This is a genomic window from Saccharothrix sp. NPDC042600, from assembly GCF_040647305.1.
GTDB lineage: Bacteria > Actinomycetota > Actinomycetes > Mycobacteriales > Pseudonocardiaceae > Actinosynnema > Actinosynnema mutabilis.
Genome location: NZ_JBEZBW010000004.1, coordinates 197,962 through 220,319 on the forward strand (window position 1 = coordinate 197,962; position 22,358 = coordinate 220,319).

Annotated in this window: 10 protein-coding genes; 8 read left to right on the plus strand and 2 right to left on the minus strand. The window is 71.1% G+C overall.

Going from position 1 to position 22,358, the window contains the following annotated elements:
- Positions 1-163: 163 nt before the first annotated feature.
- Both AB0A74_RS05465 and AB0A74_RS05470 read left to right on the plus strand, forming a co-directional pair.
- Positions 164-4,603 (plus strand): LamG-like jellyroll fold domain-containing protein, encoded by a 4,440-nt coding sequence (locus AB0A74_RS05465; RefSeq protein WP_358247668.1) that lies wholly within the window; start codon positions 164-166, stop codon positions 4,601-4,603.
- Positions 4,604-4,623: 20 nt separating this feature from the next.
- Positions 4,624-10,464 carry an RHS repeat-associated core domain-containing protein gene (locus AB0A74_RS05470; RefSeq protein ID WP_358247669.1) on the plus strand — a complete coding sequence of 1,947 codons (5,841 nt, stop codon included), beginning with the start codon at positions 4,624-4,626 and terminating at the stop codon, positions 10,462-10,464.
- Positions 10,465-10,516: 52 nt separating this feature from the next.
- On the opposite strand, the gene AB0A74_RS05475 is transcribed toward AB0A74_RS05470, so the two are convergent.
- On the minus strand, positions 10,517-13,780 hold the full coding sequence (locus AB0A74_RS05475; protein WP_358247670.1) for a BTAD domain-containing putative transcriptional regulator: 3,264 nt from the start codon (positions 13,778-13,780) through the stop codon (positions 10,517-10,519).
- A gap of 377 nt (positions 13,781-14,157) precedes the next feature.
- On the opposite strand from AB0A74_RS05475, the gene AB0A74_RS05480 reads away from it, so the two are divergent.
- The 3 genes from AB0A74_RS05480 (at position 14,158) to AB0A74_RS05490 (ending at position 19,792) form a co-directional block, all read left to right on the plus strand.
- Positions 14,158-16,527 carry a hypothetical protein gene (locus AB0A74_RS05480; protein ID WP_358247671.1) on the plus strand — a complete coding sequence of 790 codons (2,370 nt, stop codon included), beginning with the start codon at positions 14,158-14,160 and terminating at the stop codon, positions 16,525-16,527.
- 213 nt (positions 16,528-16,740) lie between these two features.
- Positions 16,741-18,756 carry a hypothetical protein gene (locus AB0A74_RS05485; protein ID WP_358247672.1) on the plus strand — a complete coding sequence of 672 codons (2,016 nt, stop codon included), beginning with the start codon at positions 16,741-16,743 and terminating at the stop codon, positions 18,754-18,756.
- 118 nt (positions 18,757-18,874) lie between these two features.
- Entirely contained in the window at positions 18,875-19,792 is a 918-nt protein-coding gene (locus AB0A74_RS05490) for an NADP-dependent oxidoreductase (protein WP_358247673.1), read from the plus strand.
- 6 nt (positions 19,793-19,798) lie between these two features.
- Here AB0A74_RS05490 and AB0A74_RS05495 read toward each other — a convergent pair whose 3' ends face one another.
- Complete coding sequence (locus tag AB0A74_RS05495) at positions 19,799-20,194, minus strand: MerR family transcriptional regulator (protein ID WP_358247674.1); 396 nt, start codon at positions 20,192-20,194, stop codon at positions 19,799-19,801.
- A 187-nt stretch (positions 20,195-20,381) separates the two neighbouring features.
- Between AB0A74_RS05495 and AB0A74_RS05500 the strand changes: the two genes are divergently transcribed.
- From AB0A74_RS05500 to pstC, 3 genes are all read left to right on the plus strand, one after another.
- Positions 20,382-20,675, plus strand: a complete 294-nt coding sequence (locus tag AB0A74_RS05500) for a hypothetical protein (RefSeq protein WP_358247675.1) — start codon at positions 20,382-20,384, stop codon at positions 20,673-20,675.
- Between the two features lie 177 nt (positions 20,676-20,852).
- Entirely contained in the window at positions 20,853-21,191 is a 339-nt protein-coding gene (locus AB0A74_RS05505) for a hypothetical protein (RefSeq protein ID WP_358247676.1), read from the plus strand.
- Positions 21,192-21,345: 154 nt separating this feature from the next.
- Positions 21,346-22,356, plus strand: a complete 1,011-nt coding sequence (pstC, locus tag AB0A74_RS05510; RefSeq protein ID WP_358247677.1) for a phosphate ABC transporter permease subunit PstC — start codon at positions 21,346-21,348, stop codon at positions 22,354-22,356.
- Positions 22,357-22,358 lie beyond the last annotated feature (2 nt).

Sequence of the window (22,358 nt, forward strand, 5' to 3'; positions counted from 1 at the left end):
AAGACTTGTGTTTGCGGGTCTGGTGGCGGTGCTGGTGGGTACTGCCGTCGCGGCCTGGCAGGTTGAGCAAGACCGTGCGCCTGGTGTGTCGGGGCCGGTCGCTGAGGCGGAGACCGAGCAGGCGGCGCTTGTCGCCGCTCGGCGGCAAGGCTCGAAGGTGGAAGTGGCGGGCCTGAAGACCGAGAACACCAGGTTCTTCGCCAACCCGAGTGGCTCGATGACCATGGAGCAGTCCGTGGTGGCCACCCGGCTCAAGCGGGACGGCGAGTGGGTTGACATCGATCCGTCGCTGGTCGCGCGTGAGGACGGCTCGTTCGGGACGCGGGCCACCGCGGCCGAGGTGGTGTTCTCCGGGGGTGGGGCTCAGGAGTTCGCGCGGATGACGGTCGGTGGGGCCGAGATCGCGTTGAGGTGGCCGACGCCGCTTCCCGCGCCGGTGGTCTCGGGGGACATCGCGCTGTACCCGGAGGTGCTCCCGGGGGTCGATCTGCGGGCCAGGGCCGGCCGTGGGGGTTTCGGGCACGAACTCGTGGTGAAGACCCGTGCGGCCGCCACCGCCCTGACCGGGGTCAGCTTCGGGCTGACGACCAGGGGCGTCCAGCTCAGCGAGGACAAGGGCGCGCTCAAGGCGGTCGACTCGAAGGGCGTCACCGTCTTCAGCGCACCTGCGGCGACCATGTGGGACAGCGGGGGGCGCACCGCGGCGGTGGGGGTCGCGGTCGGTGCGGCGGAGCTGGCGTTGACGCCGGACCGCACCCTGCTGACCGACCCGGCGGCGACCCTGCCGATCACCATCGATCCGCAGTACAGCTACCACGAGCCGCGTCAGGCCGAATGGTCCGTGGTCCGCAGCGGTTGGGCCGACAACGCGTACCACAACCCGGCGCCGGCGGACGACGACGAGCGGCTCAAGGGTGTCGCGAGGGTCGGCAAGTGCCCGGACTGCGGCCGGGCCGACACCGCGCGTTCGCTCTTCCGGTTCGACGCGGTCCCCCTCCAGGGCACGAAGATCAACAGCGCGCGGTTCTTCATCAAGCAGGGCTGGAAGAACCAGCACACCTGCGACTCGAACCTGGTGCCCTACGTGGACCTGCACGTGCTCAGCCACGTCGGCTCGGACACGACCTGGAACAACCAACCGGCGTGGAGCGACGCCAACCGGGTCGACTCCGCGCGGCCGGTGGGCAAGGCCGGGTACTGCAACGCCGATTGGGCGAGCTTCGTCATCTGGACCGCGGCGCAGAACGGGGCCGACGAGAACTGGCGGAACCTGGTCTTCGGGCTGAAGGCCAGGGACGAGTCCCACGACAACGGCTGGAGGCGGTTCTTCGTCGCGCGGGAGAACGACGGCACGGAGAGCTACCCGTACATCTCCGTCGAGTACAACCACCACCCCGACAACGCGCGCCACCCCCGCACGGACCCGGCGCTGACGCCGTGCAGGCACTGCAACGGGACGTCCTACGTGGGCGGTGACCGCATCCTGCTCAAGGGCGACCTGTCCGATCCGGACGGAGGGACCATCTGGGGCGGCGTTCACGTCAACGGTGTGTGGCAGACGATGGGCACCGGCACCTCCGGCACCACCTTCAGCACGGAGGTCAACCTGTCGGGCCGACCCGACGGGCAGCGGATCGACTGGAACATCGCGGCCAGTGACGGTGTCCTCGACAGCAAGGTGTGGGAGAACGGCCCTTCGTTCGTGATCGACCGGACGCCGCCCAGGCCACCGATCGTGGACAGCGTGCTGTACCGCCAGGACAACGACTGGCACGGCGGCCCCGGTGTCGCCGACCGGTTCACCTTCAAGTCCAACGGCGATGACGACGTCGACCACTACAAGTACTCGTGGAGGGGCACACCGAGCGAACGGGTCGAGTTGGACCAGGGCAGCAGCCTGGGCGGCGGTTCCACGACCTGGCTGACGCCGCAGGCCACCGGTCGCCAGACGTTGTTCGTGAGCAGCGTGGACAAGGCGGGCAACGCCAGCCAGCCCACCGTCTACACGTTCAACGTGCGCACCGGCCTCGGTCCGAAGTCGCTCTGGCCGCTCGACGGCCACACCCGCGACGACGCGGACCTCGGCGACCGGGACGCCACCCTCCACGGCTCGGCGGCGTGGACCGACGGTGGCGCGGTCGGTTCGGCGGTCCAGCTCGACGGGGTGAACGGCCACCTCACCGCGCCGAACACCGTGCTGACCGGCGCGAGCTTCAGCGTGTCCGCCTGGGTCAGGCTCGACCCCCAGCACCCCGGGTCCACGGCCACCGCGGTCAGCCAGCTCGGCTCCGCGGTGCCCGGGTTCCAACTGTCCTGGCTGGACACCAACAGTTGGGGCTTCGGGATCGCCCGCTCGGCCATCGACGTCGCCAACGACTTCGCCTCGTCCCCGGTCGGTGCGCCGCAGCCGGGCGCGTGGACGCATCTCACCGGCGTCTACGACGCGACGGTCCGGACGCTGCGGCTGTACGTCAACGGGACGCTCGTGGGCACGGCGCAACGCAGCACGAACGACTGGAGCGCGACCGGTGCGGTCCGCATCGGTGACGCGGGCTCGGTCGGGCAGCGGTGGAAGGGCGCGGTGGACGAGGTCCGCGTGTACGACCGGGCCCTGGTCGGCAGCGAGGTGCGTGCGCTGGTCGGTCTCGGCAACGTCCAGGCGGGGCAGTGGAAGTTCGACGACCGGACCGGTGGCAACAACGTCCCCGGCGGCACGCCGATGACGCCGAAGGGCGGCGCCAAGTACGCTCCCGGCGCGGTCGGTGAAGGGTTGCAGCTCGACGGTGTCGACGACACCGCCGAGACCGGTGAGTCCGTGCTGCGCACCGACCAGAGCTTCGCGGTCGCCGCGTGGGTGCGGCAGGACCGGACCGGGCCCGACGGTCGGGCGTACACCGTCCTGTCCCAGGACGCGAGCCCCCGGAGCGGGTTCGCGCTCAACCAACGCCAGCTCAACGGCGTCGGCCGGTGGGAACTCCTGGCCACCGCGTCCCAGGACACGCCCGGCACGCCCTCGGCTCAGGCCTTCTCGTCGATGCCGTCGAAGCTGAACACCTGGACGCACCTCGCGGGCGTGTTCGACCGACCGGCCAAGCAGATCCGGCTCTACGTCGACGGTGTGCTCGCGGCCACCGCCCCGTGGAACAGCCACACCGCGTCGAGCGGCTCGCTCGTGGTGGGCAACGTCAGGTGGAACGGCAGCCTCAACGGCTTCTGGGCGGGCGGGGTGGACGAAGTCCGCGCCTACTCCCGGGTCATCGACGAGGCCGAGATCCGGGGCATCATCGCGGCCGACGCGGTGGCCACGGGCTCGTGGAAGCTCGACGGCAACGCCGCCGACGACTCGGGCCGGGGCCGCGACGGCACCGTGGGCGGAGCGCCGAGCTGGGTGCCGGGGCACAGCACCACGCCCAACGCCGACGACCTCGCCGCCGGCCTGGACGGTCTCGACGACCGCATCTCCGCGCCCAACGCCGTCGACACCACGCGCAGCTACGCGGTGTCGGCCTGGTTGAACCCCAAGGCGGCGGCCGTGGCGCAGACGGCGGTCTCGCAGGACGGGGCTTCCGCCGGCACTCCGACGGAACGCAGCGGGTTCGCCCTGCACGCCACCGCGAACAGCCAATGGGCCTTCACCGGCGTGACGGCCACCGGGGCACCGGTGTCGGTGACCGGCGGAGGCGTGCAACCGGGGGTGTGGACGCACCTCGCGGGCGTGCACGACGTGCAGCGCAAGGAGATCTCCCTGTACGTCAACGGTGTCCTGGTCGGCACGAAACCGCTCGACGCGCCGCTGGCCAGCGGCGGCCAACTCCAGATCGGTCGCGGCCAGGCCGCCGGGAAGCCGGCGGAGTTCTTCCGCGGCGCCATCGACGACGTGCGGACCTACCAACGGACCCTGTTCGAGGAGGAGATCCGGGTCATCGCGGGCCGTGACCTCGCCCTGGTGCACAACCTGAAGCTCGACGAGACCGGCGGCGGCACGGCGGCGGACTCGATCGGCGCACGCGGCGGCACGCTGCACGGTGGCGCGAGTTTCGTGCCGGGCCGGGGGCCGGGCAACGCCGTCGAGTTGAACGGTGTCGACGGCGCGGTCTCGACCACGGGCTTGGACGTGCGCACCGACCAGAGCTTCACCGTCAGCACGTGGGTCAACCTCACAGTGGCGGAGGACGGCGAAGTGTCGGCGGTCAGCCTCGACTCGGGGCAGGCCGGCAAGTTCCGGCTGGGGCACGTCAAGGACGGCTACGAGAACTCCCTCGGCGCCTGGACGTTCGAAATGCCCGAGCAGAACGGAACGGTCACGCAGGCCGCGTTGTCGGTGCTGCCCACCGAGGTGGGGGAGGACAAGTGGGCCCACCTGGTCGGGGTCTACGACGCCAGGGCCAAGAAGATCTGGCTCTACGTCAACGGGTTGCGCGTCGGTGACGGCACGTTGCTCACCCCGTGGGCCGGCGGCGAGGGGTTGCAGCTCGGCCGGTCCAAGCACGACGGGACCTACGGCCGGTACTGGCCCGGCCGGATCGACGACGTGCGGGTCTACACCGGTGCCCTGAGCACCGACCGCGTTTGGGAACTCCACAAGTCCTATGGGTCCGCCTGACTCTCTGGGGGAGAGACATCATGTTTTCGAGCAGGTTCAGAAGATCGACGGCCGCGGGAACGGTCGCGGCGCTGGCGGTGTCGCTGGCCGTCTCGACCGCGTCGACGGCACCGATCGCGTTGGCGGTCGGTGGCCCGTCGGTGCAGCCACCGGGGGTGTCACCGGTTTCCGTCGCCTCCGTCGCGCAGGGCGCCCGCGGCACCGAGAAGGACGAGGCCGCGCAGTCCGCGCGGCGGGGGGACCAGAGCGGCCTGCCACAGTCACTGCCCGGTGAAGGCACCTACACGGCCACCTCGCTGAGCCAGTCCGGCAAGTGGGACGTGGCCGGGCAGACCGGTGACTTCACCTGGTCCTACGCGCTCCGGGTGCCACCCGCCGCGGGCGGACTGGCGCCGTCACTGGGCCTGGGGTACTCCTCCAGCGCGGTCGACGGGCTGACCAGCGCGACCAACAACCAGGCCTCGTGGGTCGGCGACGGGTGGTCCCTGTGGCCCGGCCACGTCGAGCGCACCTACGGCGGCTGCCAGACCGACCTGCCCGGCGACCCCCGGCTCAACCCCGGCGACCTGTGCTGGAAGAGCGACAACGCGACGCTGTCGCTCAACGGCACCCAGACCGCGCTGATCCGCGACGACACGTCCGGCGTGTGGAAACCGAAGAGCGACAACGGTTCCCGCGTCGAGCGGATCGCCGAACCGGGGCGCAACGCCGACAACGACGGTGAACACTGGAAGGTCACCACCACCGACGGGACGCAGTACTTCTTCGGCTCCCGCGCGGCGGCGAGCTCGACCTGGACCGTTCCCGTGTACGGCGACGACCGGGACGAGCCGTGCAACCGGACCGACGGCTTCGCCGGATCCTGGTGCGACCAGGGGTACCGCTGGCAGTTGGACAAGGTCGTCAGCCCCAACGGCGACGTGATGGTCTACGACTACGGCGTCGAGTGGAACAGGTACGGCCAGAACAAGAACACCCGAGCGGCCGAGTACGTCCGCGGCGGTTGGCTGAAGAGCATCGCGTACGGCCTGCGCGACGACACCCCCGACCTCGCCGCGACCGGCAGGGTGGTGTTCGAGGAGGCCGAGCGGTGCGTGCCCGGTTCGGGCTGCGACCCGAACAACGCGGCGCACCGGGCCAACTTCCCGGACGTCCCGCTGGAGCTGAAGTGCGACGGCGCGTCGTGCGACAAGACGTGGTCGCCGTCGTTCTGGACCACCAAGCGCCTGAACAAGATTCGGACCGAGGTCCGCGACGGTGGCGGGTACCGCACGGTCGACTCGTGGACGCTGCGGCACGAGTTCCCCTACCCCGACCACAACGGCAAGCCCGCGCTGTGGCTGGCGGGCATCACGCACACCGGTCACGACGGCGGCACCCTGGCGCTGCCCGAGGTGACCTTCGAGGGCGTCCGCAAACCGAACCGGGTCGTGAAGAACGGTGACGGCGCGTCGTTCCTGCTCCGTTTCCGGATCGGCGCCATCGTGTCCGAATCCGGCGCGGTGACCACGGTCACCTACGCCGAACGCGAATGCGACGAGAACACCGTGATCACCCCGGCGGAGAACACGCTGCGGTGCTTCCCGGCGAAGTGGTCGGCGCCGGGGATCGCCGAGCGCACCGACCTGTTCCACAAGTACGTGGTCGCCTCGGTGTCCAACACGGACTGGATCGGCAGCGACCTGAGCAGCGAGACCACCTACGAGTACGTCGGCGGCGCGGCCTGGCACTACGACGAGTCCGAGTTCACCCGCGACGAGGACAAGACGTGGAACCAGTTCCGCGGTTACGGCAAGGTCGTCGTCCGCACCGGCCGGAGTTCCGACACCCCGCAGTCGCGGACCAAGGTGGCCACCACCTTCTACCGGGGCATGAACGGTGACCGCGGCAAACCGCCCGCCAAGGTCACCGACTCCGAGAACGGCTCCGTGGACGACCACAACTGGCTCAACGGCATCGAACGGGAGTCGATCACCTACCTCGGCGACACGGACGTCGTGGTCGGCAAGACCATCAGCGAGCCTTACTGGCGGGCCGCGCCGACCGCCAAGCGCGGCGTGTACGAGGCCAGGATCGTCCGCGAGGGCACCACGAGGTCGTTCACGGTGCTCGCGGACGGGCGCAAGCAGGAAACGAAGAGCCAGGCCCACTACCAGGACGACGACCCGACCGCGATGGTCTGGCGGGTCCACGACTTCGGTGACGTGACCAAGGACGACGACGACCGCTGCACCACGACGTCCTACGCCCGCAACACCGACAAGTGGCTGATGGCGTTGCCGTCCGAGGTGGACACGGTCGCGGTCGCCTGCGGCGCTGCGGCGACCTTCCCCCAGCACGCGATCGCCAACGACCGCACGACCTACGACGACCGCGGCAACGTGACCTCGACGCAGGCACTCAAGGCGCGCCCTGCCGCCGACCGGTTCGAGCACGTCACGACCTCGACGATCAAGGCCGAGGACATCGACAAGCACGGCCGTGCGCTCAAGGTCGCCGACGCGTTGGGGAAGGTCACCACCGCGGCGTTCACGCCGGCGGTCGGCGGCCCGGTCACGCAGACGAAGTCGACGAACCCGCTGGGGTTCACCATCACCACGACCCTGAACCCGGCCACCGGGGCGACGGTCAAGGTCACGGACGTCAACGGGCGGGTCACGGAGTCCGCGTACGACCCGCTGGGCCGGCTGACCCAGGTGTGGCTGCCGGGACGGGCCCGCAACGGGGACAACGGCAACAAGAAGTTCGCCTACAAGATCTCCCGGACCGAACCGAACGTCGTGACCACCCGCGTGCTCGGCCCGAAGGGCTTCGACCTGCCGGAGACGAAGCAGATCCTGGACGGGCAACTGCGGCCGCGGCAGACCCAGCGCAAGACCGACGGGGGCAGGCTGCTGACCGAGACCCGGTACGACACGCACGGGCGGGCGTTCTTGACGACCGCGCCGTTCTTCACCCTCGGCGACGTGGACGACAAGCTGTGGGTGGCGTCGAACTCCGAGGCGATCCCGCCGCACACCGTCACCGAGTTCGACGGGGCGGGTCGCCCGACCGCCGAGGTCTTCAAGGCGCCCACCGAGAAGTGGCGGACCAAGACGACCTACGGCGGTGACTGGGTCAAGGTGACGCCACCGGCCGGTGGCGTACCCACCACGACCCTGTTCGACGCGCGTGGGCAGGTCGTCGAACGCCGGACCGACGCGCCCGACTCCTCGCACGACACCACGACCTACGGCTACACCGCCGGCGGTCTGTTGAGCGAGGTCAAGGACCCGGAGAACAACGTCTGGCGCAACGAGTACGACCTGCTCGGCCGGCAGACCGTCCAGCACGACCCGGACCGGGGCACCACGCGCAAGACCTACGACGACCTCGGCCGGCTGGTCGAGACCCGGGACGCGCTGGGCACCGTCCTGCGGGCGAAGTACGACGACCTCGGCCGTCCGACGCTGACCGAGCAGGTCTTCCCCGATCGGACGGAGAAGCGCTCGGAGACCACCTACGACACGGTCGCCAACGGGAAGGGACTGCCCGCCACGGCCACGCGCTGGCTGGGCGCCACGGCGTACACCAGTTCCGTGCTGTCCTACGACCGGGCGGGCCGGCCCGCCGCCACCCAGGTGGTGATCCCGAACTCGGAGCAGGACCGGCAGATCGCGGGGACGTACATCACCACCACGCGGTACAACCCGGACGGCAGCCTGCAGAGCACCGGGCTGCCGGCGGTCGGGACGCGGGGCACGCCCGGCTTCCTCGACGCGGAGACGGTCCTGCACGAGTACGACGACCTCGGCCGCGTCCAGAAGACCTCGGGCGGCCCGAGCAACGTGGGACCGTTCAACTACGTCACGGACACGCAGTACACGAGCTACGGCGAGCCGCAGCAGTTCCGGTTCGGCGACGAGGGCAAGCACTCGTGGGTGACCATGATCTACGAGTCGGCCACCCGTCGTCCGGAACGGACCATCGTGGACACCCAGACCTCGGCGCCGATGCAGGCGGACGTCAACTACACCCACAACCCCGCCGGGCTGATGACCTCCATCGTCGATCAGACCCCGGGGCAGCAGGCGGACGTCCAGTGCTTCTCCTACGACCACCTGCAGCGGCTGACCTCGGCGTGGACGCCGGCGAAGACCGCCGAGCCGTGCGCGGCGGAGCCGTCCACCGGGAACCTGGCGGGCCCGGCGAAGTACTGGCAGTCGTTCACCTACGACAAGGTGGGCAACCGGTTGACCGACACCCGGCACGAGGTGCAGGGCGACACCGTCCGCACCTACGGCAAGGCCGGCGGGCACCGGGTGGGGTCGGTGTCCACGGCCGGACCCGGTCTCGCCGCGGCGGAGGTCGACGAACCCGGCTACGACGCCGTGGGCAACACGGTCAGCCGCAAAACGCCCTCAGGCGAGGCCCAGCGGCTCGACTGGGACGCCGAGGGACGACTGGCCAAGGTCACCGAGGGCACGAAGGTCACCGAGTTCGTCTACGGCGCCACCGGCGAACGCCTCATCCGCCGTGAACCGGGCAGCACCACCGTGTACCTGGGTGGCCAGGAACTCAAGGTCACGGGCACGGTCAAGACCGCGACCCGGTACTACTCGCACGATGGCCGGGTGGTGGCCGCACGATCCGGCGACGCGCTCGTCTACGTCGCCACCGACCACCAGGGCACCGTGAACGCGTCCGTCGAGGTCAGCTCGCTCAAGACCGAGCGCAGGCGGCAGCTGCCGTTCGGCGGGCCGCGCGGACCACAGGGGAACTTCGTCGGCGACAGGGGTTTCGTCGGCGGGACCGTCGACTCCTCCGCCGGGTTCACGACCCTGGGCGCCCGGCAGTACGACCCGGACACCGGCCGGTTCCTGTCCGTGGACCCGATCGGCGACTTCTCGGACCCGCAGCAGCTGCACGGGTACTCCTACTCGGCCAACAGCCCGATCAGCAAGAGCGACCCGTCCGGCCTACGCGCGACCCCGTGCATGATCGACGGCCCGTGCGCCAACCCCAGGGGCGACGTTCCGGCCACCACCCCGCGGCGGCCCAGCGCACCCCTGCCGAAGTGGGTGCTCGACACGCAGCCGGCGAACTCGCGGCCGAGCCAGGGCCTGCCCATCCCCGTGGGGGCGAGCCCCGCACACCAGATCGCGATCACGCAGCGGAACCTCGCCGAGACGTCGATGATCGACATCTGCACCGGTCCGAAGCCTGCTCCGACCAAGGGGACCTTCGAGTGCATGTCGGCGCGGAACAGGTTCGAGGCGGCCGCCGAGGCTTATGACGAGCTCCTGGCCAAGGACCGGACCGCGGCGAGCAACAGGGCTCTCGGGGAAGCGATCGGGGACGCGCTCGCCCCCGTCGGTGACACCCTGGCGTTGTCGATGTGCCTGAACCCCGTCATGGGGCCGTGGTGCGCCCGGCCGCCCGGAACCACGATGGGAGCATGCGGCACCGTGGGTGCTTCGGCCGTTGTGGGAGTCAGCGCGGAAGGCTGCGTGGTCATGGACGACAAGGGCGTCGGCATCGTCTACGTCGCCAAGGGCGGCCTTGACCTCAAGGTGGGGGTTTCCACCGGAGCCGGTTACAAGGTCATGAGGGGAGACATCGAGAAGCAGCAGGACCACCCCGGTCAGTACGCCGAGGTCCCCTTCGGTCGAGGTGAGCTGGAGCTGGCCACGAGCGGTGGCAAACTGCATTCCGTCGGCTTGTACGGCGGGGCGCACGCGCGAGCCCAGGTGCCGGGGCTCAACCACCACCTGGCCTCCGGCGGCGCCGAGTACTCGGACGCCGTCCGCATCATCGACATGCCGAACCTGTGTCGCTACTGCCAAGCCTTCAAGGAAGGCGTGGCCGGCTGGTTCAAGTAGGCGCGTGGTCGAGAGGAGCCTCCTCCGGTTCGCCGGGGGAGGCCCCTTCGTCTCACGGCAGCAACGCGGCGACCTCGTCGGCTTCCGGGGCGCCGATCTCGGTGAAGACCCTCAACGCCGCGCGCCACTGCTCGGCGGCGGCGGCACCGTCCCCTTCCGCGTGCCGGACCCGGCCCAGCACCGCACGCGCCCGAGCCCCGTTGAGCCGCTGGCCCGCCCCGACCGTCATCTCCAACGCCTGTGCGCCCCGCGCCGCCGCCTCCGCCAGGTCGCCGCGGGCGAGTTCACCGGCGGCGAGTTCGACCAGCGCCGCGCCCCGGAGCACGTCCATGCCGGTCTCGTCCATCTTCGACATGGCGCGCCGGACGTGCGGCACGGCTTCGTCCGGGCGGCCGGCGGTGCGGTGGGCGGCGGCGAGTCCGAGGAGGGTGGACACCTCGGCGTAGCGGAAGCCGATCTCCGACGCGAGCGCGAGCGCCTCCAGGTAGTCGCGGATGCTCTCCTCGACCTCGCCCTGGCGCAGGCGGACCGTGGCGATGATCTCCATGGCGCTGGCCTCGTGCCTGCGCTCGCCGATCTGCCTGCCGCGCTCCAGCGCCTCGCGGGCGTGGGCCGCCGCCTCGGCGTAGCGACCGAGGTCGCAGCAAGTCTCGGCCAGGCACACGAGCGAGGCGGCGAGGTTGTGCAGCAGACCCCAGCGACCGCACAGCTCCACGCACTCCCCGTGGCGTTCGGCGGCCTCGGTCAGCCGCCCGGCGGTCCAGTGGGCGAGGCCCAGGCCGTTCAGCGCGGGCAGCCGCACGATCATGTCGCCGTGGCGCTTGCTGATGTCCAACGCCTCCGCGTGGCACCGGGTCGCCTCGTCGATGTCGCCGAGCGACAGGTGCGCGACGCCGATGTAGTTGACCTCTCTGGCCTCGATGACCTCGTCGCCCGTGGCCCGCGCGATGGCCAACGCCCGCTCGTGGTGCAGCATGGCCTCGCGGGGCTCGCCGAGCTGGGCGTGCACCCGGCCGAGGTTGTGGTGGCACTCGATCTCGGCGGCCGGGTTCGGTCGCCGCCGGTTCGCCGCGAGCGCCAGCGCGTGCTCGTCGACGGCCCGCCGGTAGTCGCTCAGGTTGTAGAAGATCAAGCCGCGCAGGGAGTGCGCGGAGACCTCGGCTTGCGGATCGTCGGCCTCCCGCGCGGCGGCCAGCGTCACCGCGGACACGGCGAGCCCGTCGGCTCCGTGCCCGCGCCCGGCGAAGTAGCCGCGCAGCGAGTCGGTGAACAAGCCGCAGTAGCGCCGCGTCTCGGGGACGGCCGCGGCGTGCTCCACCGCGGCGACCAGGTTCGGCCGCTCGGCGTCCAGCCAGCGGATCGCGGCCCTGCCGTCCTCGAACGGGTTCGGTTCCGCGCTCGTCATCCGCCGTACGCGCTGGGCGGTGACGCAGAACAACGAGGACGCGGCGGCGGCGTTGGTCAGGTAGTGGTCGAGCAAGCGGGTGTCGGCGGCCCGCAGCAGTTCCGGGGTGTCGTCCTCCCGGGCGCGGTAGGCCGCGTACTCGCGGATCAGGTCGTGGAACTGGTAGCGACCGCCGGGGCACCGGTTGAGCAGGCTGGCCGAGACGAGCCGGTCGAGCGACCGCCGGACCCCGGGCGCGCAGCCGGCCAGCGCCACCGCGGCGGCCTGGGAGAAGTCCGGTCCCGGCGCCCGACCGAGCAGGCGGAACAGCCGCCGCGTCTCCGGATCGAGCGCTTCGTAGGACAGGCGGAACGTGCTGCGCACGGCGACCGCGGGGTCGTCGTCGACGGCCAGCTCGGTGAGCCGGTCCTCGCGCAGGATCGCCACGTACTCGGAGATCCGGGTGTAGCGGCGGCCCCGCAGGTTCGCGGCGGCGATGCGCAGGGCCAGCGGCAGGAACCCGCACAGCGCGGCGAGCTCGCGGGCCGCGCCGGGTTCCGCGGCGACGAGGTCGGACCCGCACAGCTCCGCCAGCAGGTCCCGGGAGTCGTCGGCCGTCAGCACGTCGAGGCTGCGGACGCGCGCGTCGTTCAGGACGGTCATGCTGCGGAGGTCGCCGCGGCTGGTGACGAGGGCGAGACAGCCGGGGTCCGGTGGCAGCAACGGCCGAACCTGCTCGGCGCTCGCCACGTTGTCCAGCACCAGCAACACCCGTTTGCCGGCCAGCAGCGAGCGGTACAGGGCGATCTGCTCGTCCAACGTCGCCGGGACGCGCTGTGCCGGCACCCCGACCGCGCGCAGGAACCTGGTGACCGCCTGCTCGGTGGCGACCGGCGCGACGGCGTCGTAGCCGCGCAGGTCGATGAACAGCTGGCCGTCCGGGAAGTGTTCGCGTACCCGGTGTGCCCAGTGCACGGCGAGTGCCGTCTTGCCGATCCCGCCGGGTCCGACGAGGGCGACGGTGCCCGGCGCGGAGGCTCCCGGCGCGGGCAGCAGCCCGTCGAGCGCCGCGAGGTCCGCCGTGCGGCCGGCGAAACTCGCCAGGTCGGCGGGCAGTTGCATCGGCACCTCGACCGGGGGCCGCGCCGGGGGCCGCGCCGGGGGCCGCAGCTCCTCCCGGAGCACCCTTTCGTACGCCTCCCGCAACCTCGGCCCGGGGTTCGCCCCGTACTCCTCCCGCAGGGCGGCGCGGACCTGCTCGTAGGCCGCGAGCGCCGCGGACTGCTGCCCCGAGCCGCCGAGCCCGAGCAGCAGCGAGGCCCAGAACGACTCCCGCAGCGGGTGCTGCGCGGTCAACCCGCGCAGCTCCGGGATGAGCTGCTCGTGGTGGCCGCACTCGATCTCCGCCGCGATCCGCAGTTCGAGCGCGACCAGCCGCAATTCGTCGAGCCGTTCGGCCTCGGCGCGCAGGAAACCGTCACCGAGCCCGCCGAACGCGGGCCCCCGCCACGACCCGGCCGCGGAACGCAACAACGCGGCGGCCCGCTCGAAGGCGCCTTCGGCGATCAGACCACGAGCGGCGGCGACGGACTCCTCCAACTCCCGCAGGTCGAACCACGCCACCCCGAGCACGGCCCGATACCCCGTGCCGTCCCCGACGAGCAGTTCGGGCGCCCCGGCCTTGCGCAACGCGCTCCGCAACGTGGACACGTACGTCTGGACCATCGCTTTCGCGGAGGCGGGAGGCCGCGACCCCCAGACCAGGTCGACCAACTCCGCCGTACCGACCACGACACCGGCTCTGGCCAACAGCGCCGCGAGGAGCGTCTTGGGCTTCGTGCCACCAAGCGGCACGGGCCTCCCGTCGACGTCGACGGAGACGGTTCCGAGCACGCGGATGTGGACAGCCGGCAGCGTCGTTTTCCCCGTCATCGAGTTGAGCTCCAGTCACCTTGTGGCAGCCAGACAGTACAACGGCGAGTGGACGGTGATCCCCGATTTCGCACCTCTTGGGACGGTGGCCGTGACACGCCCGCGCCGGCGGCAGCCGTCACCGGAGGAGGTGCCGGTGGTTCCACGGCCACCCCATCAGGCATGTCCAGCGCCCGGCGCTTGCCGTCCGTCAGCACATGCCGGCACGGTCGTAGGTGGGCTCGGACCGGGGAGGTCGGGGGATCATGCGTGGTCGGGTGATGGGGGTTGTGGCTGCCTTTCTGCTGGTGGCCGCGTGCACAGCGTTGCCGGACGACCCGGTCCGGAGCACCGATCGTCGGAGTTCGCTCGCCGCGCAGTGTGACGGTGCCGATCCCGTGCCGCGGGTGCCGCCGGAGGTCGATCCCGGCGCTTGCCGCTGGTTCGATCGCGTCGAGGACGTGGTCGGGTACCAGGACCAGGTTGTGGTGACCGCGCGTGATGACGCGGGGAAGTTCACCATGTCCGCGAAGCGCGCGGTCACCGGCGAGGAGTTGTGGTCGGTCGTCCCGATCGACGTCGTGGAGGATCGCGCGAAGGGCCCGCGGGGTTTGAAGGTCGTGCGGGCGCGGGGTGAGGTGTTCGCCGCTTTCCACTACCAGACGAGCACGGGTTCGGGCGCGACGTTCGTGCCGCTCGCCCCGGGCAGCGGCCACAACCCGGTCACCTGGACCGCGCCGGAACGCACCCGTGTGCTGGATGGTCCGTTGTTCCGCCACGACGTCCTCGCTCTGGTGACGGAGGACGCGGGGGACTCGCCGGCGTGTGGCAAGTACTGGACGTACGCGGTGGTCGAGCCGGTGACGGGCGTGTCCGTTCCGCTGGGGGTGCGGCCCTGCCTCACGCTCACCACGGTCGGCGACGGCTGGTTCGCGGCGCCGTTCGGGTCCGCTCCCGTGCCGGTCGGTGTGTTCGACTACAACGGGAACCTGCTGTGGCGGCTCAGCGACAACGTGCCGGAGGGCGCGGAGAGCGGTCTGCCGCACTCGGTGCTCGTCGCCCATGGGGAGTACGCGGTCAGCGAGTGGGACGTCGGCCCCGACATCGACCGGCCCGACCGGCTCCTGGCCGTGCACGACCGGACCGGCCGGGTCGTCGTCAGCAGCTCGTTCGGGTCCTACGTTCCGCCCGGCGAGGACCGCACGTTCACCGCGTCCTCGCCCAACGGCCGGTGGTTGGTCGTGTCGAGCGGGCCGACCAGCGTCGCGATCGACCTGGTGGAGGCCAAGATCAGGTTGCTGGAGAACGGGTCGCGGCCGTACAGCGTCACCGACGACGGTGTGGTCCACGCGGTCATGGGTCAGGCGGTGGTGACCGTGGACGCGCTCACCGGCTCGGTGATCTGGTTCGGCGACTCGGCCACGCGACCGCCGTCCGCCGTGGTGGCCGGTGTTTCCGTGGTGAGCGCGACCGCGCCGGGGACCGTCCTTTCCGGACAGCACGCCACGGCGGGCGCGTGGGCGTTCGGTTCGACGCACCACGCCGTCGCCGCCCGACTGGCGCCGTTGGTGTTCCTGGCCAAGGGCGACTGGACCGGCCCGGCGGACGCCGACTGGTTCATCCAGAACTCCCGCTTGATGTGGGCGCACGAGAACAACTGCCGTGACGAGCTGATCGCGCAGACGGTCGACCGGGACGCGCTCGCGCACGGCGGCTACCGGCACCGGACCGCCGCCAACCCGAACCCGATCGACCCGACGATCCCGTTGGAGTGCACCCGGGAGCAGCACAACGGGCCGGAGTACCGCTCCGACCAGCGCACCCACCCGTTCCGGGTGGACCCGCCACCCGGCCGCGAGGGCTTCTTCCTCGACCTCGGCGACCAGCACCGTCCCGGCACGGGCACGTCCGCGCCGACGTACTGGGAGCACCGCAGGGGCGAGAACGGCAAGAGCGCCTACGTGTTCTGGTTCTTCTACGCCTACAACGACTACACCAACAAGCACGAGGGCGACTGGGAGGTCATCGCGGTCCAGGCCGACGGCACGTCACCGACCGGCGTGGTCTTCTGGCAGCACGACATCCCACCGTGCCTGGTGTCGTGGAACCTCCTGGAACGAACCGAGGACGACCGACCCGTCATCTACTCGGCCGAGCACGCGCACGGCTCCTACCCGCGCGAGGGCGAGTTCAGCCACCCCGGCGGCACCGACCGCACCAGCAAGGGCACGCGGTGGCACACGTGGGATGCGGTGCGCGACGTGCGCTCCGAGGCTTGGTACGGCTTCGGTGGCGGATGGGGCGACGCGGCACCGCCGAACACCCCGTTCGGACGCGAATTCTCGGGCCCCGACGGCCCACACCCGTTGGTGGACAAGGCGGTGGGCGCGTTGACGACGACGTGGTGCGACCCGCTCGCGGAGTTCGCCGCGTCCCGGGAGTCCACGACGTGGGAGTCCACCGATCCGCTGGTCCCGACGTTCCCGGGAGCTTCCCGCGCGGCGATCACGATCGGGCCGGGTACCGAGGGCCGCTACTTCGCGACGATCCGTTATCCGGAAGCGAAGTGCTCGGGCACCTTGACCCTGGTCGAGGCCACTGTGGACCGTGCGTCGTTCACGCAGCGCCTGACGGAAGATCCGTTGGTCCAGTGCGCGGCGTTCACCGAAGGCACGGTCACCTTGACCCGCGATGGCAATGACCTGCTGTTCACCGTCGAGAACTCCACCGACCACCGGACCCACTCCGCGCGGCTGACCAAGCGCTAGGACCGGCGGCGAACGCGGCCGCGCGCGACATCTCGGTTGCAGGTGAGGGACCGCGCCGGCGGCCCGGACCAGACGTGGAGCTTGCCGACCCCCTGAAGGCGGCTGGAACCGATCGCAATTTTGCTTATGCGCCGCGGTGGATCCGGGGTTCGGTGGGCGTGATCGACTATCCGCCTCCTGGCGGACGGCGGTCTTCAATGGGCGGGGGACGAGGTGGGGCACATCGCTCAGGACGGCGTGGTGTCGGGGGCGGGGACGCTGTTCCAGGCCGGGCAGGACATCACTGTGCAAGGTGATCTGGTCGTGCACGGCGTCGTGCCGGAGCGCGGGAAGCCTCCGGTCGGACGGCTGCTCACCGAGGTGACCGACCCGTTCGGCCTGGAGGTGCACCGGCCGTGGGGTGACGAGCGGCACGACCCGCTGGAGGGCGCGTTCGTCACCGATCCGTTCTACTGGCGGAGGTCCCCGCTGCCGGAGTCGCCGGTGCTGCCGTCCTACGTGCCGCGCCCGCACGACGTTGCCCTGCGCGCGGCGCGGGACGAGGCGATGGCCGGCCACCACCGGGTGATCACTCTGGTCGGCGCGTCCTCGACCGGCAAGACGCGGGCGTGTTGGGAGGCGGTGCGCGGCCTGCCACCCGGTTGGCGACTGTGGCACCCGATCAACCCGGACCGCGCCGAGGCGTGCCTGGCGGGACTGCCCTTCGTCGGGCCGCGGACGGTGATCTGGCTCAACGACGTCCAGCACTACCTGTCGGGGCCGGTCGGTGAACGGGCCGCGGCCGGCCTCCGGGAGCTGCTGGGCGACACCGGGCGCGGTCCGGTCCTCGTCCTGGCCACGACGTGGCCCGAGCACTTCACCATGCTCACCGCCGACCAGGGCGGCCACGCCCGCGTGCTGCTCGAAGGCACGGCTATCGAGGTTCCCGCCAAGTTCACCGCGCGGACGTACGAGGCGGCCTGGCCGATCGCCGCCCGGGACCGCCGCCTGGACACCGCGCTGCGCCGCGCGGAAGACGGTCGGGTGGTCCAGTACCTCGCCGGAGCGCCTGCGGTCTTGGAGCGCTACCGGTACGCGCCGCCCGCTGCCCAGGCGCTCGTCCACGCGGCGGTGGACGTCATCGCCCGCCGCGGCGGCCGTGATCTGCCGGCGATCCTGCTGACCGAGTTGGGAGCGCAGTACCTGGCCGGCCGGGCGGAGCTTCGAAGGGCTGACTGGTTCTCTTCCGCGGTGGAGTACCTCACCGCGCCTTGTCGTGGCGTGCCCGGTCCGTTCGAGGTGGTCCACGACCCGTCCGGATCGACCTGCTACCGCCTGGCGGACTACCTGGTCCACGAGTTGACCTGGCGCAGGCTGAACGTCTCGTGCGACGCGGAGTTCTGGAACAGCCTGCTCGCCCATGCGACTCCCGCCCAGTTGCCGGTGCTCGCGGTGAAGGCTGAAGCCAGGCATTTGTACCGCTGCGCCTACCGCGCCCACCGGAAGGCGGGGGACCTGTTCGCGGCCGTATCGCTGCTCTACCGCTGCGGTCGCGCAGCGGAAGCGCTCGTCCTGCTGCGCGGCATGGCGTCTACAGGGCATGTCGATGCTGTGCGCCACGCGGCGGCGCTGCGGCGCTATGTGCGACGGATGCGGAAGGTGGTGCGGAAAGGTCGACGGTGTAGTGGCCCGCGAGCCGCGGCCGACGCCTTCGAAGCGGCGGGAGTGCTGGTGAGATCCGGCCGGCACCGCGAATTGCTGATCTGGGCGGGCGAACTCATCGCTGCGGACCAGGTGTCGCTGGCTTATGAGGCCCTGATCCACCACGCCCTGGAGGCGGGCTGCGCGGAGATCATCGCGGACCAGTTGGTCGAAGCAGGGCTTCCCGGCGTCATGGAGCCCGAAGCGGACTCCTCCGTGCTGACGTGGCGCAAGGGGATGATGCGCGACTTGAACAGCCGGCTGATCAGGGTGCTGAAGGGTCGTCTGGAGGACCAGGAGCCCTTCGACCTCCTGGAAGCGGTCCTGCTGGCGAACCAGGCCGGAGACCGGGAAGCCGAGATCGGTTTCGCGCTCCGCGCGGTCGAGGCGGATCTGCCGTTGCCCGGCGAACAAGCGGTCGATCGCCCGCTGTTCTCCGAAGCCTTGAGGATCCTCCACCACAACGGGAAGTCCGAAGACGCGTTCCGGCTGGCCCGGTACGGTCTCGCGCCCGGCGCGACCATCGCCGAACCCTGGCCGGCGGAGTGACCGGGCACCGCATGCCAAGCGACCGGGTTGCCCGCGTCACATCGGGTGGAAGTTGACACCGGTGTCAACACATAGCGTCGGGATCGTTCGTGATTCGACGTTCCGGGAGCTGTTCACGATGAGCAAAGCGTTGGGCTACACGACTTTCGGCGATGCCGATGTCCAGGAGTACTTCGAGCGACCGGATCCCGTGCCCGGTCCCGCCGAAGTCCTCGTCCGCGTCACGGCGGCGGGGGTGAATCCGGTGGATCACAAGCTCCGGTCCGGGCATGTTCCGGCGTTGAACGGCCACCTGCCCTTCCCGCAGGTCCTGGGGTTGGAAGCGGCCGGAATCGTGCTCGCGGTCGGTGAGGAGGTGACCGGCCTGGTCGTCGGCGACCGGGTCGCCGGATTCGCCCTGACCGGCTCGGGCACTTACGCGCGGACGACGCTGCTGCTCGGCGGCTCCACGGCCCGCGTCCCCGACGCGCTGCCGGACACCTGGGCGGCGACCATCCCCGTCGCCGGCACCACCGCGCTGGACGTGCTGGACCAGCTCGACCTGCCCGCTGGATCCTCGTTGCTGGTCAACGGGATCGGCGGCGGCGTCGGCATCGCGCTGGCCCAGCTGGCCCGGGGCCGGGGCCTGGTCGTGACGGGGACGGCGAGCGCGGCGAAGCGGGATCTCGTCACGTCGACCGGCGCCTCCTTCGTGGACTACGCCGGCGGCGGCGTCGTGGACCGGCTCCGCGCACAGGCCCCGGACGGCTTCGACGCCGCGGTCGACAACGTCGGCGGCGAGTCACTGCGCGCGATCGCCCCGTTGGCGGCGAAGCTCGTGTCCGTCGGGGACCCGTCCGTGACCGAACTCGGTGGCGTGCTCGTCCACCGCCGCCTCGACCGGGCGGGCCTCGAACGCGTTGCCGACCTGATGGTCACCGGGAAGCTCGACCCGCACATCACCCGGACGTACCCGCTCGAACGCGCGCACGAGGCGTTGGCGCTGGTCGAGTCCGGGCACGCCACGGGCAAGCTCGTCATCGACCTGAGCCGCTGACCACACTCACCCGGCGCCGATCCCGGTCCGGTGCCGGGTGTTGATCTCGATCAGCTCGTCCAGGACGGCCCGGGCCTCGACGAGCCGGGCGATGTCGGCGGTCAGCCGGTCGCGCTCCTCGTGCATCGTGGCGAAGGCGTCTTCGGCGACGTCCTTGGCGTCGCTGCCCACACACGGCAGCAACCGGGCGATCACCTTGCTGCTCAGCCCCGCGTCGAACAACAGCCGGATGATCTCGACCCGTTCGACCTCCGTCGCCGCGTAGTGCCGCTGCCCGCCGACGGAGCGCGTGCTGTGCATCAGCCCCTGCTGCTCGTAGTACCGCAACGAACGAGCGCTGACCCCGGTCAGCCGGGCCAGTTCGCCGATCTTCATCGTCGCGGCGGAGGACGTCGTGGTCACGACGACCAGCCTACGGCGCGGAGGACGGGAAGCCGGGCGGGGAGAAGACAGTGCCCCATGGCGTCGCCGATGGGGGCGGGCCGTCCGCGCGCTCGGACATGGACGACCCCGGGGGTTGACTGCTGTTGGGTGGGGTAGCCGGTGACGGCCGACTGCGTCGGGGTCGTTGGAGGGAGTGCTTGGCCGGATGAGCGTGCAGCCGAGTGTGGCCGCGTCCAGCCGTGAGGTGGACGAGGACGGTGTGCGTCAGCCGTCCGGTGAGCTGCACGCCTGGCTGCCGCACACCAACCAGACCCTGTGCGGGCTGGCGTTGAGCCGCAGCCGCCTGGACCGGTTCCCGCACGTGCCGTGGGCCGACGCGGTGTGGCGGTCGCAGACCGACGAGCGGGGGCTGTGGCTGTGTCCCCGTTGTGTCGCGGCGACCACCCCGCGCGCCGCCCGCACCGGCCGTCGGTGGAAGCGGTGGAACCCCCGCCCGTGAGGGCCGGTTCCGGCGCTCGGAGTGGCGTTGCGTGGCCGCGTGGTTCTATTGCGTGACGCTGTTCGCTGTGAGGGTGATGGACACGCGCCGGTCATCGGTTCTTTTTCTGGTGTCCACTCTCGAAACTGAGCATTCCGCTTGACGTCGGGGGGCGGGCCAGTGATGGGAGAAACCCCGATGGCGGTCGCGCGTTTTCAGATCTACCGTTCCACTCCGGCCGGGGTGACGTGGCGCTTCCTGTCGGCCAACAACCGCAGCCTCGGGCAGGCGGCCGGCTCGTTCCCGAGCGTGGCCGCCTGCGCGCTCGCGGTGGCCCGGTTGCGGGAGTCGCTGGCAGGCAGCACGCCGGCCGTGTCCAGGGACACCCAGCTGTGGTCGTGGCGGCTCCGGCTCGGGGCCGCGGACGTGGCCGTGTCCAGTCGCCGGTACCACCGCAGGGTGCAGGCGCAGCACGCCTGCCGCAGTTTCCTCGACCTGGTCGTCGAAGCGCCCGTCGCGACCGCGGAGCATTTCTGATGCGGAACACCGACCATTGTTCGCGGCGCTGTTCGGAGTATCGGGCACCAATTCGCGTCGGGCGTTCGTCCGTTGTTCACGAACCGATCCGGGGCCGGCCAACTGAGCGGGTTCTGCTTGCGCCCGAACCGATCAGAACGCGGAGCCGCCGAAGATGACGCTTCTCATGGACGCGCCGCCCGTCGCGCCACCGGACGAGCCGCGCCGCAGGGTGACCGCGCCCGGCGGCGTGGACCGGGTGTTCCGGCTGCTGCTGCGGTGCGCCGGACTGGCCGTGCTCGCCGTCATGGCGACCGTGGGGCTGTTCCTGCTGACCCAGGGCGCGGAGGCGTTCTCGGCGGCGGGCTTCGACTTCCTCACCACGCAGGCGTGGGAGCCGGACTCGCTGAACTTCGGCATCGCCGCCGTCCTGGTCGGCGCGCTGCTCATCGCGTCCGTCGCGCTGGTGGTGGCGTTCCCGCTGGCGCTGGGCGTGGCCCTCTACATCTCCGAGTACGCGCCGCGCCGGCTCAAGCGGGCGCTGACCAGCATGGTCGACCTGATGGCCGCGGTGCCCAGCGTCGTCTACGGCCTGTTCGGCTCGGTCTACCTCCAGTGGCAGGGCGTCGACGTGCCGCGCTGGCTGTCCCTCCAGTTCGGCTGGGTGCCGTTCCTGCACGTGGACGGCGTGGACCCGACCGACCCGCTGGCCACCGACGCGGCGTACGTGACCTCGACGTTCTGGGCCGGACTCATCGTCGGGTTCATGGTCATGCCGTTCATCTGCTCGGTGATGCGCGAGTCGTTCACCCAAGCACCGCAAGGGGAACGCGAGGGCGCCTACGCGCTGGGCGCGACCCGGTGGGGCATGGTCCGCAGCGTCGTGCTGCCGTTCGGGCGCGGCGGCATGATCGGCGGCACCATGCTGGGCCTGGGCCGCGCGCTGGGCGAGACCATCGCCGTGGCCATGATCATCGCGCCGGTGTTCGCCATCCAGACCCGGATCCTGGGCAGCGGCGGCAACTCCGTGTCGGCGCTGATCGCCCAGCGCTGGGGCGCGGCCAGCCCGTTCGGCCTGTCGGCGTTGATGGCCGCCGGCCTGGCGCTGTTCGTGCTCACGCTCATCGTGAACTTCGCGGCGTCGGCGGTCATCGCGCGCAGTCGCTCCGGGCAGGGGAGCGACTGACC